Raw genomic sequence first — 17174 nt, forward strand, 5'->3', positions numbered from 1 at the left:
TTAGCATCAAAATAGGGGTGGACAACTGCAAAAGCCTAAGGAGTCGGCATAGCAGTCATTCACATTCCGGCGTTTTCCGGAACTGGCATATTCAAAGCCTGTTATTTTTGAAAGAATGGAAAGATAGTCAGGAAATTAGATGACATTTCCAGGGTCTTCCGATTCGTCTGGCTGGTCCCGTCCGGACCGCTTAAGCTTCGGCAAAAAGCTTGAAAGACAAGGAGTTAGAGATATGAAAAATCTCCGAGTTGTCGTTTGAGTTGTCGAAATGTAAAAATACGAAAAAAAGAATAGGCCAAACAATCAAGTTTGGCCTATTTTTTTGAATTAGTCTTTACCCTTTCTCCTGAATCGAATTGCTATAAGAAGACGGACCATGCAACTAGCAGTCCAAACTCGTAAGAATTTGTTGAAAGTATTTAGTCACGATAACAGAAATTCTCATTTTTATCATTAGTCTGATGCGAGAAAAAGTAACTTAAATTGAAGTTTAATTCCCTTCTTCACGACATTTGCAATTAGTAGCTTCCCGCACCAAAGTGGCTATACATGCATTATTTTCACTTTGGACAATACTTAAAGCTGATCGGCCTTCATTACACACTCTTTCACAAGATATACATACCTCTGTTGCCTTTTCACCAGGAGGACATAATACAGTTAATAACCAATCTTCTGATGAACAGTTACTACATCCTAGAAAATCTCCAGAACAGCCGCTCATTGTGCATCCTTCCATATCTGAGCAACCATTGCAGCCGCTTGAGCCATCACATGCATCAAGGATGAGAACAAATAGTAATAAGTATAAACAATTCTTGAGAATTGGATTGTTATAAAGAAACTTTGTCATGATTTTTTTTTTAGATTATTACTGAGGTATTGGACTTCTTCCCGGTTCCTTTTCCAAGCAAAAACAAATTTTGATAATTGATAACTCCATTTGTTGATCTCGGATTCTAAAACCATCCAATATTGTTGCAGATAAAATGAATTCATCTTCAGTTCCAGGATTCAAAATTGCAGGTATTTGATCTATTACTAGTCCTACACTGAGAATATCAATTTTGAAATCAGAGCCTCCTCCTCGGTTGTGCATTGTAACCTTTACTTTTCGAAGCTTTTGAGGCAATTTCACCTCTATGCCCCTAGGACTAAAAAACAAGCCATGGTGAAATGGGACAGGCATAGCAATGCCTATTATATAAAGATTGACTAATGAGGAAAAATTAATTCCATGATGTGTCAATGAAGGCGATCCAGGAGCAAAGTTCTGTCCGACAGCCAAATCATTAAAATTCACACATGTTTCTTTGCAGGGTTCCTCTTCTTCGGTGGAGCAAAGAGTGGGTTGAATTTGGCAAAGGTCAACTTTGTCAATGTAAATGATGTTTTGCCCAGCAAATCTATCTATACCCCCTATTAATAGGGTAATTTGATTTGTCCGTGCTGTAGTTCTGACAGTTATAGTCCCCCATTGAGGTTCACTGGGGAGCTCTCGCCAAATAATATTTGGAGAATTTGGATCAGTACCCCCCATTGGGTCAATGCCGATGCGTGCGTGCCCAGTTTTACGCGTGGTGATAAAATGGAAATCTGCACAGAAAAAATAATCCCATCCCTTATTTGCACAAATCTGTTGATAGATACCTGCTTGCATTGCACCACGAAAACGGACTCCTTGGGCGCGACGTCCTTCTCGCTCTACGAATTGTTCTCCAAAAAATAACCATTCTCGAGGTTGATCCAAGGCACGCGTGTCTAGTGTTAGAACCGGCGACGCATATGGGAACCAACCATTGGCCACTCGATTTGGATCATCTGGACTTCCTTGTGCAAAATGATGAAATCCATTCTCCATGTTTTTGTTTTTCAGTTCTACTACTTGCACAACCGTTCTAGCCGATCCACTACCTCCGTCATCATCGGTAACCGTTACTTGAGTTATGTATTGACCACAATGTTCCCATAGATGGCTGATCGAAACTTCACCTATGGCTTTTGGCGGTTCATTAACCTCTACGATAAAAGCATTTTTCTCAGTGCAATCTCCAAAATTCCAAGTGGCGGTGTGGACGTCGCACCATCCTTCATCTTCAAATTCGGCATGAAGCAAAATCTCTTGACCTACCAAGGTACAGATGGCCTCATCAGACATGACTTTTGGTGGTAGATTTAATACTGTAACCTGCATACTTGTTTCGCCGATTCCGCCATCATCATCGATTACGGTAAGTCGTACTGTATATAGCCCATTATCACACCATGCATGCATAGCTGACGCAGTACCCCGAGCCTCAGGTTCTGTATTTGTTTCTGCAATAATTGCCACAGTTGGTTTTGAGTTATCCCCCCAGTCAAAAATGGCAGTATGGGTGTCAAGCCATTCTGAATCGGTAAACGAACCTATGATCTCAACTTCCTGACCTTCATTCACTGAAAGTGAAGTAGGCAAATTTACTTTGGGAGATACATTTTGCAGACGAACAGTGGTGAAGTTTCTCGTAATTGCACCGCCAGTCTCATCCACCTCAATACGTAATTTGGCTATATATTGCCCACTGTCTCCATAACGGTGATCAGACTGTCTCACCAAAGAAGAGTTACCGTCTCCAAAGTTCCACTGAGGTCGACTAAAGGCTTGATCAGCCCCTCCATTGAAAGAAACTAGGACACTGGCTACTCCGCCGTATGGCCCATTTGCATCAGCGGCATCGAGCACAGCTGTACTGGCACTTACTATAGTCATTTCTCCGATAAATCTCACTCCCGTTGAAAAAATGTCTACTGGATTTTTGAACCTAGCATTGATGCTACCAATATTTGGAAGATCTACTGGCCATGCAGCTACACCAGTTACATTTCCAAGTGCATCTCTTGCAACTCCCCCTCCAATACTTTCCACAATTTTAATAACAATAGCAAGTACAATAACTGCAATGATACCACCTAGGAAGCCGCCTGAAACAAATCCTATCAAGAACGATAAAATCCAGCCAAGTAAATCAAGATCAATGTCGACATCCGGCTCATCAATCACAAATGGTTCAAGCATTTGTGTGCCATCACTGTTATCAATCCATCTCAAGCCCATATTTACAGTGAAGTTGACTCCAACATCAATGCTTCCTAGGATTACATCTACGGCGGTCAGGCTACCAGTCACTCGAATGGCTCCATCTACTAAGTTTATATCAATGGATTCTAGTCGGATCTCCCTTCCATCCGTTTGTTCTCGGGGTAGGGTAACTGGAAGTTCAGGGAACTGTTCATCGATATTTTCGCGGAAAAGACTTTCGATGAAATCGTCGTCAAGTGCAAAGGCAAAATCGCAGGAAGGCAGGATGAAATTTTCTAGTAAATCAGCATTGGCACCAATACCTCCATTGAAAGCAATTGCAAATGCCTCTTCAAGTACCTTGGGTACTATGTCATCAGCTGATAATCCTTCTGCCAATTGACCTTCGGGGGCCCAAATAATAATCCATCTGCGATTATCCATTTCAGCCCTGATAAATTGTTCAACCTGCAATTCCAGGTCTGCTATAGTTGGGATATCGAAATTTACTGGAGGCCTACCTGTGAAGAAGGTATTTGCAGCAGTTATAAACCCAGTACGAATGGCATCCTCAAGTGGTGGAAGGGCTGGAAAAAACGACCGAGCGGCATCAACTAGATCTTTATTAATGTCATAATTATCTCCCTCTTCTCCGGGCCCAGGTGTAATACTGACCAAATCGGCATTTATACTATCTGTGCCAATATGGATGTGGCTATCTGTTCTGGAAAAGGGCATTGTCAGACGGGCAATAGCAAAGACCCCCATTGGTGTAGCCAGAGAGAAGAAGGGAATTGTGTCTGTAATGTCATAGAATCGAATATAAACAGGTATGTTCACTTCAATCGATTCTGGTGGATAACTCACTGCTATACTTTTGGTGGGATCAGATTCATCGTCAAAAAATTGGATAGATGCCATCATAGAGAAAGGGCCAAAATTCAGTGGTATGTCTTCAACCAAATGTGGAATCGTCCCATCTTGATAAAGTTGGTGAATGTACTCCTCTGGACCATTTTCTAAGAGATCAGCGAAGGGATCTCCAGATGTTATCATAACGTCTACCGCATCTGTTGGTAAATCTTCGAGTAAAAGTGCTAGATTAACCGGCGCTGATGGATCAGGAGCATTTCCAACAGGGAGTCTTAGTGTTACATCAGCTGTTAGATTAAACAGTTGGGCACTTGGTACAGGTGGATTAGCTATCTCCAGATCAATTTCCATTCCCAAGATTAGGTCAATGCCATTGATAACAGGGTTTAGGTTGAGTCGGACTTCATCTTGAGGTATTTGTACAGTTCCATCTGCAAGTGAAAAAGGCCCCAATGGCATTCCTGCAGGCAATTGTATCTCTTGAGGCAACGTTCCATTATTATTTAAGCTACCTGATCGCCACGCCTCGCGGAGTAAGGAGAGAAGAGTAGCTTCTGTTATTTCTGCAACTGTTTGAAAACCCTGTGTATTTACCATGATTTGCTTTTTAATTTTATGTGGAAAACTTGGGATGATTAAAAAATGAGAGTCAAAAATTATCTGAGTTTTCAGGAACGTGCTCTTCTCCTCTCTTCGCTGGATTTTAACCTGAATTTTACAGCAGATAGAGGTGTTTTTTGTTCACTTTTTAAAAGCTGCTCAAATTTTTCTTTGCGTGCAAAAGCTGTCCTTTGTGAAAGTATTTTTTGATATTGATAGAGAAGTGGTAAGGCTTCATGGATTTGTTCAAGAGATTCGATTTTGTTTTTTTCTTCAGTTTCAATATCTTTTATTTTGGAATAAATAAGATCAAGCGCTGTTTCTAAAGTTATTGACCTTGTGGATTTAGACTTACTGCTCATCTTACGGGATTTCGTTTTTCTCGGATCAGTTCCCTTTGCAAGTTGGGCAAACATTTTTTTTGCCATCTCTTTACTTGCAGGAATGGGCTCTGATCCGAATAATTGTTTCCAATGTTTTTCAACCTCAGCCAATTGTTGCAACCCATCCGGACCAAATCGTCCATATGATTCTATTTCTTTTCTTGCTTTGGGAGTAAAGGAGTAACCTAAATATTCCAATGCTAAAATAGGGTTAGCAGTAGCGGCCAATGCCAATTGAGGATTGCCATTTACTTGATTTACAATTCGAGGCATCAATAATTGTAACTCTTTTAAGGATTCAATTTTAGTGTTTTTGCTTTTACTCATTAGTTCGAAAATTTATAGTTTAAGAAAACTCATTCTTATAACTCACAAGTTTCCTTCTACACTAAAAGCAATGGGCAATATGCCAATGGCATATTCAACCCGATTGCTCATTTGTATAGGGTTTAGTTTTATCAAGGGCTTTTAAATAGCTCCCTAAGGATCGCCACACACGAGTGTTTATCTATTCCTCATATATATATGTACAAAGGTGGGTAGAGGTAACAAGCACAGGAGTTTTTTAAAAAACAACAAATCTATTACCCTCCTAAGCACTCTAAATTTTAACTAAACCTATTGATGATTTTTGTATTGATTGAATTCTAATTAACTTCAGGTGGAGTAAAATATCGACAGTCAGATCTAGGTTGAACCATCTTTGGCATACCTGAGAAAGAGGAAAATATGTCAGGAAAGAATGATCTATTATGAAGAAGGTTTTAATTCTTTTTTTCAGTCTAACTATAATTTTTGCTTTAGTTAAAGTTGGACAGCCATTCCAACAAAAGAAATTCTATCCCCCATCAATTGCAGATTACGTGCATCTTGAAGGTGTAAATCTAGTTTTTCAGCAAGCTGATTTTTTTAAGCACAGTCTGGATTTCGAGAGAGCTGTTGAAACGTTTAAGGAGTTAGTTGTAAGTGAATTAAAGGATGTCGATAGAATCTATGCATTGAACCAGCTTGGATTCTGCTACTTGGCAATGCACATGGATAGTTTGGCAGAAAATTGTTTAAGGGAAATTGAATCACAAAATTTGAGTTTTAGAAGCTATGAAGCCGAAGCGGATTATCACTTAAACAGAGGAATCTTATTCGACCACCTTGACAATTGGAAGGATGCTCTAAGACATTTAAAAATGGCTGCCAGCCTTTACAAAAAAGCATATGGGATAGATCATTTACGCTACGCTCAAACCATCAATCAAATTGGGCTTCTTCATTATGAATATGCATCATCCTTTGATTCGGCCTTGCAGTACATTATTCCAGCATACGAACTTTTTCAAGCTCATTCAGAATGGCAGCCATTCAGTAAAGAAAATGAATTTGCAATGGCTTTAATCAATCAATCTCAACGCGATCATCGCCCTGGAGAGAGTCATTGTGATAATGCTCTTAAGCTTGCCCAGCAGGCATTCTATAAGGACAGTCTATTCATGGCTAGATGTCTGAATTTGAAAGGGAATATGTTAAAAAAGCAAAAGAAGTATTTAGAAGCAAGGAAGAGTTTTGGGCAAGCTATCCAACTTGGACGTAAACTTAAGAGTTTGCACCTACAGGAATTTATGGCAGATAGCATTGTTAACGAGATTCAAATAGGAATTAAAGAAGAAGATTTTTTGGTGGTTATAAGCGATTTAGAAATAATGCAACCTGATCGCTATTTTCATCCTGACCGTCTACGTGGATACTATTATTTTGGAGTGAATCCTAGTAGGAGTGTTCAATATTATGAGCAATTCTTATCCAATTATAGAAACGATCCACAGCGAAATCGGCATTTGCTAGGTGAAGCATACTATTCTTTGGGTAAAATGTATCAAAAGCTAGGCATTTTTGATTTGGCTTACAGATCATTTAGAGACATCATGCTTTATGGGACGCCATATGAAGGTGAGGATCTAACTTTGGGCCAAATTATTTCTCCTGAAGTATATCATTCTTACAAATACAACTACAGGTCATTTGCCAATATTGCAGGCGTTTTATTGAGGAAATTCAATTCACAAAATGATCCCGTTGATTTAGAGTGGGCCAATCGATTCTGTGTATTGGCCGACTCTTTAACAGCTTTACCCTCTCCTAATGACGATGCTATTATCACTTATCAAAAGGAAGCAGGAGATGAGTTTTATCAGGTTGCAATGGAGTGTACATATCTATCTTATGAAAGAAACCCCAACCGATCATTGTTAAACCAAGCATTACGGTTTTCAGAAAGAATGAAATCCCATATCCTATTTAGAGATATGTACTCTAGAGAAAAATTTGATGAAAACCTGGGAAAGTTATTTCAGGATAAAATCTATTTTGATTGGTTAAAGGAAAATGGAAATCGCCTAAATGATGAACAGGTAGAGCGATACAGTGTAATGATAGAGGCTTTAAAAAATAGTTATCAGGATTGGGGAAAATATTTCGCCTTTGACTCTATATTGAATATTGACTATGTCCAACGATCTTTAGCTTCATCTGAAGCTTTAGTTACATATAATTATAGCAAGACGCAATTATCTGGAATTTATATTGATAAAGATACAGGATTCTTCTTTCAAAATGACCCAGGAAACTTACCTGAGTTGATTAAATCCTTTCGTTCTCAACTGGAAAAGTCTACAATAAAGAACTCTAAGAAGTGGATAAAATCCTCTTTTGAGCTTTATACTGTTTTGGTTAAACCATTTGCTCAAAACTTAAATGGCAAAAGTTTACTTGTCATTCCGGACAAGGAATTAAATTTAATTCCATATGAGGCACTAATAACAGATACAATATACAATAAGGACTCTCACAATATTTATTCCAAAGCACCATATCTCATTATTAATACCCAAATTAGTTATGCACCGTCTTGGACAGTTTATTTACAAACTTTAAAAGAAGGAAAGGACATACCAGATAACCCTACAATATTGGCTTATACGTACGGACAGAGAAGTCATTCATGGTTATCTGAATCCGAATCACTACTTGATACAATAAGTTCAATATTTGGTGGGAAGCAAGTGCAGTTGGCTAAAAATAGAGCTTGTAACAAGGATCATTTCTATCGAAACGGAGAAAAATATGATATTTTACACTTTAGCATCCATGGCCAAAGTAACCCCAAGCAGCGATGGGATAGTAAACTCCTTTTCCATCCCTCAAAAAACAGCTATGATACCCTTTATGCATATGAAATTTTACAAAGAAAATTCAATGCAAAACTAGTAGTTTTGGGTGCTTGTGAGACTGGTTTTGGAGCAATAGAATCTTCAGAAGGAACCTACTCTCTTGCGCGAGCTTTCATTCAAGCAGGAGTGCCTACTGTTATTTCCTCACTTTGGGAAATAGATCAAACAACGACGGCTTACTTACTTACCTATTTCTATGCTGAGTTACAACACACCCTTGATCCAAAAGAAGCTCTTCGTCAGGCAAAGTTGACATATCTCAGCCATGGAGATAATTTCTTAACACATCCAGGATATTGGACGGGCTTGATATGCTTGTTATAAGTAGTCAGATTTTTAGGAAGACCTAACTCTACATTTCTTAGTTATCAATAACTGGTTCTGCTACCTCTGTAAAACAAATTCCCCAGTCATCCTTATGATAAATGGGGCCATTAATGGCTATCATTATGCGTTTTCCATTCGATTCTGCTTTCTTTAAAGCATTATGCCAAAGCTCTAATTCTGATTCTAAATTTGCTTCTGGGATGAAATAATAACATATGCTATTATCTGATAACAATAGAGGCATGAAATAGCTCTTCTTGTTCTTAGCAGGATCATTTACAAGATCTTCAATAAGCCCAATTGCCCGCCTCCTTGCTGGCGAATTCCTTGTCCACTGATTCACTTCAACCTGACCGGTATGCTCAAATAAAGGAAACAGGTCAATCCCAGTATCCTCATAGGTGATGGGAATAGCACAGCGTTCATCTCCACGTTGTTGATGATCTATACCCTGAAGATCAAGACAGGGATTAATTGCAGTACTACGAAGCCAAGATCGGTCCCGTTCTTCGTTCTCCACATTTAGAAGTATTGTACAAGAAAACTGTTCTTCCAAACCTACATCCGAACTTAATTCAGAAATTTTGACCTTATTGCCCTCCTCATAAGCTTTGTAGGTCACGTTACAGAACCCTATGGGAATTACTAAAGTGGAAATATCAAAATTGTGCTTATCTTCCGTAACATTCTGAAATTGAGGTGAAACCTTTGCCATTCTTGGATTTCCTTTCCGTCGAAATACGGAAACGGTTAAGCCGTTCCATTCTGCAAGTGCCAAGAAGTTATCAACTTCACGTTCGCCATGCTCAGAGCTAATGGAAATTGATTGACTTTGGAACCGTGGGCGTTTGTTGAATTGTTTTTCAGCCATTTTTCTTTGTGTTTATAGATATATGCAAAAAGAGCGTAAAGGTAACGTCATTAAGGTAGTCTCATTATAGCTTTTACTGCGCGGAGAGCATCAATATAACCATAACCATAAATTAGTGAATGACCATCAGCAGTATGCAGTGCCGGATCAATCTTTCTCGCTGTATCAATAAGAATTTCCTTAAATTCTCTGACTTTTAAGTTTGGTTTTAATGATAAAAGAAAAGCACATATCCCAGCAAATACAGCACAAGCGGCCGAAGTTCCATCAAAATCGGTATACTTACCTCCATTTTTAGCAGCGTTAATTGGCCACCCCCCTAGACCGTCTGATGGTGCGCATAGTAAGAGCGGGCTGCCAAAATTAGCATATGAAGAGCGTTTATCCTCACTGGTGAATGCTCCAATTGCCCAAACATCCTGATGGTTAGCAAAACCGTTTAAGCTGGAGATATCCATTCCATCATTACCTATGCTAAAGCAAACGACAGTACCTAATCCGTTTCTTCCCTCAATGGCGCATTTATGAATCGCATCATATACTAGGGTTGGGACCGAAATCGTACTATCAGCTGCAGCCCAACTACAATTAACGACCCAGGCGCCATTCGACAACGCATGTTGGAAACATTGCTCAAGACCAAAGAAATTAAAATCGTAACCATTGTGAAAGCGAATAGGCATTAAACGGCTTTTTGGTGCCACTCCCATAAAACCTTTCTCATCATCATAATTTCCAACGGCAATGCTGGCACATGCAGTACCATGGTTTTCAGTCGGGAGATTAAAGGAAGGATATAGATCACCATCGGCGAAATCCTTTGGTGCAATTATCTTATTTGGCCCTGCAAATACAGGATGGTCAAAGTCGAAACCTTGATCAATAACTGCAACAATCACCTCAGAACTGCCTTGTGATTGTGCTTCCGCTTGTGCTTCTAATAGCCGGGAATCCGCACCTTTTTCGAAGCCATCCGCATGGCCGGAATTCTTAAGATGCCAGCTCGTAAAGGGATCAGAATGCATAATCCCTAGTGTTGCTATATCCGGTTCTGCTATCTCAACCGCAGGATGGCGCTGTAAGGCATTAGCTACTTTCAAGGGATTTGGAGAATACCTGGTCGTTCTAAGAATATATTTCCGATTTCCTCGCGATTCAACAAATTGCAATTTATACTCACTAATTAGTTCTGCTACACTGAACTTCTGTACGCCTTCTTTAAACTCTGCATAAAGTAAGCCAGTTGGTATTATGGGAATATCTTCATTAGAAGCGTAATAAACGTGAGTTCCAACCAGCACGTTTTTGTGATTCCTTAATTCATCCAGTGTATTTTCTGTATCATTTGATAGATACAGATCAAAGGTTCTGAAAGGAGTTAAACTATAGGGAGTCATGCTGGAAGGTTGAATTATCAAGGCTCGGTTTTTCCTTCGTAAACCAAATACATTAAAGTTTTTTTTCAAATGGAGTTGGCCTTTTCCATAACTTAATGTGACCTCGTCTAATTTATTATTATCATTCATGCCGGTAATTTTGCGAAATAGAAATTCAGTTAGAGATTTTGATAGATTCAAGCTTTTTAAGTATCTCCTTTGCCTTCGCCTTTTCTTTCCATTCAGAAATAGTGAGCGATTCTAAAATTGGAATTGCCGCACTTATACGATCTTGTTGGAGGTACGAAAGGGCAAGATACCACTGAGTTGCATCCTGAGGAACTTCTACTGAATACTGAATACTTTCAAAGACAGACGTAGCCTTGGTTGCTTGATTCTGGCCTAAATACGCGATTCCAAGATAAAACAAAGTCAAGGTGTCATTTTCATTTTCAAACTTATTCTCAAGAGAAGGAATAGCTGCTTCGTAGTCAGCCTTAGCGTATAGTTGAGCAATAGAATCATTTTCGCTCAGAGTTTGTCCTACATAGGGGTAAGGCCTAAAATAGTTTTGGGCAATGGCAGCAGGCGGTTGACTTGCTGATCCGGAAATTTTAATATAAGCTATAATTGAAATCACAATCGCTATTATTAGAGCACTTACTATCCAATGCTTTGCTTTAAACCCGAAATACCTTTCTGATTTCAACTCTATTTGAGGTAATGAATTTTCTTTCTCTTGGAGGTATGTTCTTACCTTTTGCTCACGAAGACTATATAATCCATCTATGGTTTGTTTTAATTGGATTGCTTCTCTATTAAAATCAGCATCCTCTTGCAGCCGTTTTACTACTTCATTTCGGGTTTTTCTTGGCAAATTGCCAAACCAGAATTTTTCTAATAACGCAATATCTTTATCTGACAAACCCATGACTATTCACTTTTTTTAAGGCTAAAAATCATCTCTCTCAGTCGCTCTCTGCAACGCCTTAAAGCCATTTTAGCAGCAGCATATGATGGGAATTGCATCTGTTCCCAAATACTCTTCAATGATTGATTTTCAAGATAATAATACCGAAGTAACTTTTGGCATCGTCCGTCTAGACGTTCTAAACCAGCACTAAGTTCTTCCAGAAATATTTCCTCCATTTCGGGAGAATCATTGCGAGCAGCGGTTTCGCTTTCAAGCCAGCTCCATTCATGTTCTTTTTCCTTTCGTTTTTTAATACCCCGTAATTTTTCGTGCCATTTGTTATTCCCGGTTCGAAAGATCCATCCACCTAATCCACCACCCCAAAGCTGAGACAGTTTACCAATTGCAACTTGTCGGTCTAGTTCTATAACAGTATCATGATATACCTCTAAAGCCTCCTCTTCGCTGCACGACCATTTGGTCATCATACGTTGAACAAATCTCACTCTGTATTTCTTATAAATCCAACCTAAAGCCTCCATATTACCCTTCTTGAGAAGCTTTATGGCATTCCTGTCTGTCATGAAAAAGAATCTATTAATCTATGATTAAATATGACAAAAGTAACTTGTCCTGAATGTTTTATTTGAAAGTTTTCTTAATGGCTGGCTGAGGGGGATACAAATAATTACCTTAATGAGAATTGTAAATTATTGGAAATTTAGGGAAGACTTTTCACTTCTCTTACTCAAGGAAAAAATATAATTAATTGTTATGATAAACTAATACATGTATTTTTTCAGAAAGAGCAGGCCCCGAATCAATTGTTCGTATCAAGTTATGATCCTAGTGGGTCTACTAAAAACTCAATTCACCTCCTGAAAATCAACGCTTTATAAATCTAATTTTTAGCCGCGTTGACAGTTGAGTTGACGTTTTCAAAATTTCAATCGGCCGGGTAGTTTATCCGGCCTTTTTTCGTTGTAGGCACTGCCTTTCTACAATGCTCTTCAAATATAGCGAATTTCAGCCATTCCAATTCTCTTTTTTGTAAGGAGGTTGTTAGAAATTAAGCTTGATTTTCTAGTCTCCCAGAATTTTCTATTTTTGTTTGGCGTCAAATTACTGATTCCTTTATGGCCGATTTTCCTACTAACGTACCTGTTATATGTGTAGAATCTCGGACGTTTAATGCTTTGGTGAAAGCATTAGCGAAGGAAATCAGGGATGATGATCTAGACCCTTGGATTGATGAAAAAGAATCGATGAGGCTTCTGAGAATTACTTCGAAGACGACTTTCCAGAAATATCGAGATACAGGAGATATTGACTTCCGAAGGCTCAGTTCAAAGCATATTGTGTACCGAAGGCAATCTATTTTAGATTTTATCGAGAGCAGCCCTAAAACAAAAGAGTAATGGATGCAGATAAGGAATTATTGGAAGGCTTTAATGCTGGTTACATCATTGAAAAGCATCGACCTGCTCTATCCAAACAATTGGTTGCCGCCGTTGAAGGTGTTGAACTTCCCTTTGTTGAGGGCTTTGTTGCCGGTGCTCAGGAATATGCAAAAGAACGGACTCAAACCAAAACCATAGCTAAACTCAGGGAAGCTTCAAAAGGTATCCCACGCCTTACGAAAAGTAAAGATCGGGATGACAAGGATAAGGGGTTAGAGATTGATATCTAAATTCGGGAAGGTCTTTTTTCCAGGTGACGGCAAAATTCTTTCCCTTTTCGTGGTTCAGTTTGGGAAAGCTTGATCTAATAGCTGTGTCGAACGAACATGGACTCCTATACAATATTGAGTACAGGATATTCAATAAATTCGTCAATTAAATAATTCATTGGGAAAAACATTTTTATCAGTGAAAATATGTCCTCTTCACCTAAGTCATGGTCAATTCTTATCCATTTTTCTTTTTTGATTAAATCAAGTCTTTTTTTATTGTTAGCAAATTGTGGTATTTGATTGGGGTCGACGTAATGTGTAGCTAGGTCAAAATGATTGAATCTTAAAGTCTCTTTATCAATTAGTCCATGTGCGAAAAGAATTTCACTACCTCCTCCAATGATTTGCCATAACTGAATTTGCAAATCTGGTTCGTTAAAGTTGCCTAACACAAATAAATCAGCATATTGACCTCTATTTAAATCCCTTTCTCTATCACAAAAATACCAAGATCTCACAGCTTTTCTTTCTCTTAAAACCTTTTGAAGCAGATCTGAATAATTTATAGAAATTATGGAGGCTCTACCCCTTATCTGTTTTATGCCGGGTTTGCCAATTTTGAATCTCGAATAATCGATCATCTTTTTATGATATAGGTATTCAATTTGATTGCTAATATTACTTACGGGAGATACCCAATAGTTATTTAATTCATATAACCTTCGAAAAGGTTTTGATTTATTATTTACTTCAGAGAGGTCTTTAAAATGGATTAAGCCCTCTTTATTAAGAAAATTAGAGAAGATGTCGACAGAATCATAGTTCAACTTTGGGTGAATAAAAGTATTCGATGAATTATGATAAGGTTCAACGGATATAGTTTCTCCAAGGAAGAAGTGTCCATCAATAACTCTATACTCATCACCCTTATTATCAATTCCTGTAGACCATAAAGGATTATTTTTTTTATTTAAAATAGTTAGTTTCATATTCTAATCTTCTTGTGCTCACCGTCTGGCTGTTTGTACCTATTACCCGATTTATCTGAATGAAGAATAAAATGGGAGGAAAGCTTTCCCTCTTCGTGGTTCAGTTTGGGAACAGTTTGTGTAGCCGTAGTGCGACCTTAGGAGCATTTTGACTACACTGTGTTCCACGCAGAACCAAATACCTTTTCATACGAAGGAATCATTTACGATAGTATGGCGCTTCGAAAATGCCTTTTATTCCTTCTTCAGTTAAAGAATGGTTATGAAGCTCTGTAGATATTTCTTCTAACGTAATACTTGAGAAATCAACATCTTTAAAAGTAGAGAAGAAACTAGTTACCACTCTCTTCAATTCTCTTAATTTACCTCTCCTTAAAATTCTTGAATCCTTAGGCAAAACGACACCACGAGCAGTACTCTTTGATGGAATAACCAGCACTGGTAAACACTCACTATTAGGGTAATTTTTCTCAAACCACCTGGTAGAATGTAGTAACTGCTCCGCTTCAGACTTTACAATTTCATTTCTCTCAACAGATACCCCTGACTTGCACTCAATGACGAGAAATGAATTAGGGCCGATACACCATAAGTTATCGGGCCCTTCTTTCCATTCTAATTCTGGTCTCTCAGTATTGAAACCTAGAATCCGCCCCAAATCATTAAGGGACTTCTCAAATTTCTTATAATTTGGTCCAAAAACTAATCCACTTAGAATACTATCAAGTCCAATTTTCAGACTGGGAAAATCATCAAACTCAAGAAGCCAATTTCGTATCTCTGCCGAACGATTCTGTTTAATTGTCAGCTTTTTAATCTCTAATCCTGATATAGGTCGGAATAAATAACGATTTTTTTGATGAGCTTTAGTCTGTAGTAAATTAGACTCGTTCTTATTCGTTGGATAAATCACCCTAGCCATTTGTTGCATATACCATCCCGCCTCCGCATCATCGTGCGAGTGCTTGTCTTTAATTGATTGATATTCATCTTTTGCTTTAGTAAACTCACCTTGTAGATAGTAATTTTCTGCTTTAGCCTCAAGCTCCAGTGTTTCTAGAATACTTTGGTCTTTCTCGCCATCTTCAATGGAGTCCATCTGTTCAATGTAAAATGATTTCCACCCCTCATCTCTAATGAGACATTGTTTCATTGCCCCAACAACGATTTTTCTACCATCATTTTCTTCCCCTGCATCTTGAACGGCAAATTTGGCCAGTTCAATACCAATGTCTACCTGTTTTCTAGTTTGTGGAGAAAAGAAACGCTTTAGACTACGATTCTTAATAGATGCCAGTAGGTTTGCTCCAGTGAGTATAATTATACAGTAGTCCTTTTCTCCACGAACACCTCTGCCTAAACCTTGCTCTATTTTCTGAGCAATTTTCATATTGATTATTTCACTTTCACTGCGCACCTCCTCTTGATATGCATCAAACAACGTCTGAGCATATGGTCTCTTATCAAGAATTAGAACCCTACAGCTCTTGTCAGGTAAGTCAATTCCATCATATCTATTTGCAAAGACGACAGTATTTGACCTCCCACTTCCATTTTTCAATCCCTCAATTAAAGAAACCATATTCTCACTCGTAGCCTTAACAGCGCCACACTCCACCCAAAAATCGGCGTCTTTGTTACTTGGTGTGAGCGCAACAAAACCAATATTGTTTTTTTCTCTTGGCGGAGAAAGCCAATTAACAATCGCCTCTCTATTTAATTCATGATCAATGTAGTATGGCAGCAATATCATCTTCTCACCGGACCACTTGCTATCTTTGTTTATAAACGGATTTAAGACCGTCTCCTTACTTATAGCCAAACTCTTAATGAATGAAGAATCGTCATTTGTCGTAGCTGACATCAATATCCGATGCTTAGCTTTATCAAAAAACCTATACTTATATATAGGAATTATTGTAGGAGTGATTTCGATACGATAAGAAGAAATAATACAATTGCAATCTCTTAGATCATCCTTGATTAGCTGCCAAGCATATGGGTTCAGTTCGCTTGCGTCTTCTACACATATTTCAGCCAATTCTTCATACTTCTCGAACCATGCCCAGTAGGGAACTGCTAAAACATCAGAAGATTCTCCATTCCTAATTTCAGAAAACGTTACATATCCTTGTTGTTTCAAATAATCTTCAAATAACGAGATGATCTTTTCGTACAACTCTCCTTCTCTTGAGATTTTTAAACTAAAACTACTTTCAATCGAATTGATACACGCATGGCTGTCATCCAAAACAATAGCACCTATATTAATTCCTTTATTCCCAATACCAAACTTAGAAAATCCATGAAATACCTTCTGAACATGAATGATTAATATAGATGTTGAGTCGTAAAACTCCTCAGGAATACTCCCATCAGGAGTTACAGTAACATAATCAAAACCAAACTCAGAAGCCTGTTGACAGGTTTGTTCAACTAAATACTTGTCTGGGCAAATATACATAACGGGACCAGAGCCGCTATTCAGATACGATTGTAAGATTAGTAAACCAATTAATGTCTTACCCTGTCCAGTATGCAGTTTGATTATTATATCATTATCTTCTCTTCTTTCGGCATGCCATTCGGTCAAAATCTTTTCTTGGCTGGGTCGAAGAGGTCCCTTATCTGCATCTCTATCTAGAAATTTATAGATTTCAATTGGGTCTATCCTTTTTGTACCTTCAGTATTACCAAGCCTTTTATTAAAATTAATCATTTGTATTTGGGTTGACTTTTAAAATTATCTCAATTTAACTACGTTGATTTACCTAGGCCGTCCCTGTAAATTCTCCAGGAGATAGTCTTCGATATAAAATTTGGCTATTGGCCGTTTCCCTTGTGGAGTTGTAAATCCGAAGATTGATGATTCTAGGTCTATACGGTCCCAA

At 38.3% G+C, this 17174-nt stretch carries 11 protein-coding genes; 2 read left to right on the top strand and 9 right to left on the bottom strand.

The annotated features are described in order from the left end of the window. Nucleotides 1-490: 490 nt before the first annotated feature. From CRP01_RS42070 to CRP01_RS39725, 3 genes are all read right to left on the bottom strand, one after another. Nucleotides 491-853, bottom strand: a complete 363-nt coding sequence (locus CRP01_RS42070; protein WP_143473746.1) for a hypothetical protein — start codon at nucleotides 851-853, stop codon at nucleotides 491-493. 18 nt (nucleotides 854-871) lie between these two features. Then, on the bottom strand, nucleotides 872-4528 hold the full coding sequence (locus CRP01_RS39720) for a PKD domain-containing protein (protein ID WP_099155672.1): 3657 nt from the start codon (nucleotides 4526-4528) through the stop codon (nucleotides 872-874). Nucleotides 4529-4599: 71 nt separating this feature from the next. Then, entirely contained in the window at nucleotides 4600-5241 is a 642-nt protein-coding gene (locus CRP01_RS39725) for a hypothetical protein (RefSeq protein ID WP_099155673.1), read from the bottom strand. Nucleotides 5242-5666: 425 nt separating this feature from the next. Here CRP01_RS39725 and CRP01_RS39730 point away from each other — a divergent pair, with 425 nt between their 5' ends. Continuing rightward, the gene (locus CRP01_RS39730) at nucleotides 5667-8459 is read left to right on the top strand and encodes a CHAT domain-containing protein (protein ID WP_099155674.1); all 2793 of its coding nucleotides are present in this window, start codon (nucleotides 5667-5669) and stop codon (nucleotides 8457-8459) included. Between the two features lie 37 nt (nucleotides 8460-8496). Here the strand turns inward: CRP01_RS39730 and CRP01_RS39735 are convergent, their stop codons facing one another. Genes CRP01_RS39735 through CRP01_RS39750 form a run of 4 tightly spaced genes read right to left on the bottom strand, consistent with a single transcriptional unit; the run spans nucleotide 8497 to nucleotide 12206 of the window. Continuing rightward, nucleotides 8497-9333 carry a hypothetical protein gene (locus tag CRP01_RS39735; RefSeq protein WP_099155675.1) on the bottom strand — a complete coding sequence of 279 codons (837 nt, stop codon included), beginning with the start codon at nucleotides 9331-9333 and terminating at the stop codon, nucleotides 8497-8499. Between the two features lie 50 nt (nucleotides 9334-9383). Next, on the bottom strand, nucleotides 9384-10859 hold the full coding sequence (locus CRP01_RS39740; protein WP_099155676.1) for a S8 family serine peptidase: 1476 nt from the start codon (nucleotides 10857-10859) through the stop codon (nucleotides 9384-9386). A 25-nt stretch (nucleotides 10860-10884) separates the two neighbouring features. Then, nucleotides 10885-11640 (bottom strand): tetratricopeptide repeat protein, encoded by a 756-nt coding sequence (locus CRP01_RS39745; protein WP_099155677.1) that lies wholly within the window; start codon nucleotides 11638-11640, stop codon nucleotides 10885-10887. A gap of 2 nt (nucleotides 11641-11642) precedes the next feature. Then, nucleotides 11643-12206: an RNA polymerase sigma factor gene (locus tag CRP01_RS39750; RefSeq protein WP_099155678.1), complete on the bottom strand. Its 564-nt coding sequence runs from the start codon at nucleotides 12204-12206 to the stop codon at nucleotides 11643-11645. 833 nt (nucleotides 12207-13039) lie between these two features. Between CRP01_RS39750 and CRP01_RS39760 the strand changes: the two genes are divergently transcribed. Continuing rightward, nucleotides 13040-13312 carry a hypothetical protein gene (locus CRP01_RS39760; protein WP_099155680.1) on the top strand — a complete coding sequence of 91 codons (273 nt, stop codon included), beginning with the start codon at nucleotides 13040-13042 and terminating at the stop codon, nucleotides 13310-13312. A gap of 104 nt (nucleotides 13313-13416) precedes the next feature. On the opposite strand, the gene CRP01_RS39765 is transcribed toward CRP01_RS39760, so the two are convergent. Together CRP01_RS39765 and CRP01_RS39770 are read right to left on the bottom strand one after the other, a co-directional pair. Continuing rightward, nucleotides 13417-14283 (bottom strand): hypothetical protein, encoded by an 867-nt coding sequence (locus CRP01_RS39765; protein ID WP_099155681.1) that lies wholly within the window; start codon nucleotides 14281-14283, stop codon nucleotides 13417-13419. A gap of 199 nt (nucleotides 14284-14482) precedes the next feature. Then, on the bottom strand, nucleotides 14483-17002 hold the full coding sequence (locus tag CRP01_RS39770) for a DEAD/DEAH box helicase (RefSeq protein ID WP_099155682.1): 2520 nt from the start codon (nucleotides 17000-17002) through the stop codon (nucleotides 14483-14485). Nucleotides 17003-17174 lie beyond the last annotated feature (172 nt).

Origin of the sequence: Flavilitoribacter nigricans DSM 23189 = NBRC 102662, from assembly GCF_002646595.1 — a bacterium.
Classification (GTDB): Bacteria; Bacteroidota; Bacteroidia; order Chitinophagales; family Saprospiraceae; genus Flavilitoribacter; species Flavilitoribacter nigricans.

Bases quoted from the DNA above. Each gene is read 5' to 3' on its own strand.
- CRP01_RS42070 (WP_143473746.1), bottom strand. From the start codon at position 853: ATGACAAAGTTTCTTTATAACAATCCAATTCTCAAGAATTGTTTATAC.
- CRP01_RS39750 (WP_099155678.1), bottom strand. From the start codon at position 12,206: ATGACAGACAGGAATGCCATAAAGCTTCTCAAGAAGGGTAATATGGAG.
- CRP01_RS39730 (WP_099155674.1), top strand. From the start codon at position 5,667: ATGAAGAAGGTTTTAATTCTTTTTTTCAGTCTAACTATAATTTTTGCT.
- CRP01_RS39740 (WP_099155676.1), bottom strand. From the start codon at position 10,859: ATGAATGATAATAATAAATTAGACGAGGTCACATTAAGTTATGGAAAA.
- CRP01_RS39720 (WP_099155672.1), bottom strand. From the start codon at position 4,528: ATGGTAAATACACAGGGTTTTCAAACAGTTGCAGAAATAACAGAAGCT.
- CRP01_RS39760 (WP_099155680.1), top strand. From the start codon at position 13,040: ATGGATGCAGATAAGGAATTATTGGAAGGCTTTAATGCTGGTTACATC.
- CRP01_RS39745 (WP_099155677.1), bottom strand. From the start codon at position 11,640: ATGGGTTTGTCAGATAAAGATATTGCGTTATTAGAAAAATTCTGGTTT.
- CRP01_RS39725 (WP_099155673.1), bottom strand. From the start codon at position 5,241: ATGAGTAAAAGCAAAAACACTAAAATTGAATCCTTAAAAGAGTTACAA.
- CRP01_RS39770 (WP_099155682.1), bottom strand. From the start codon at position 17,002: ATGATTAATTTTAATAAAAGGCTTGGTAATACTGAAGGTACAAAAAGG.
- CRP01_RS39765 (WP_099155681.1), bottom strand. From the start codon at position 14,283: ATGAAACTAACTATTTTAAATAAAAAAAATAATCCTTTATGGTCTACA.
- CRP01_RS39735 (WP_099155675.1), bottom strand. From the start codon at position 9,333: ATGGCTGAAAAACAATTCAACAAACGCCCACGGTTCCAAAGTCAATCA.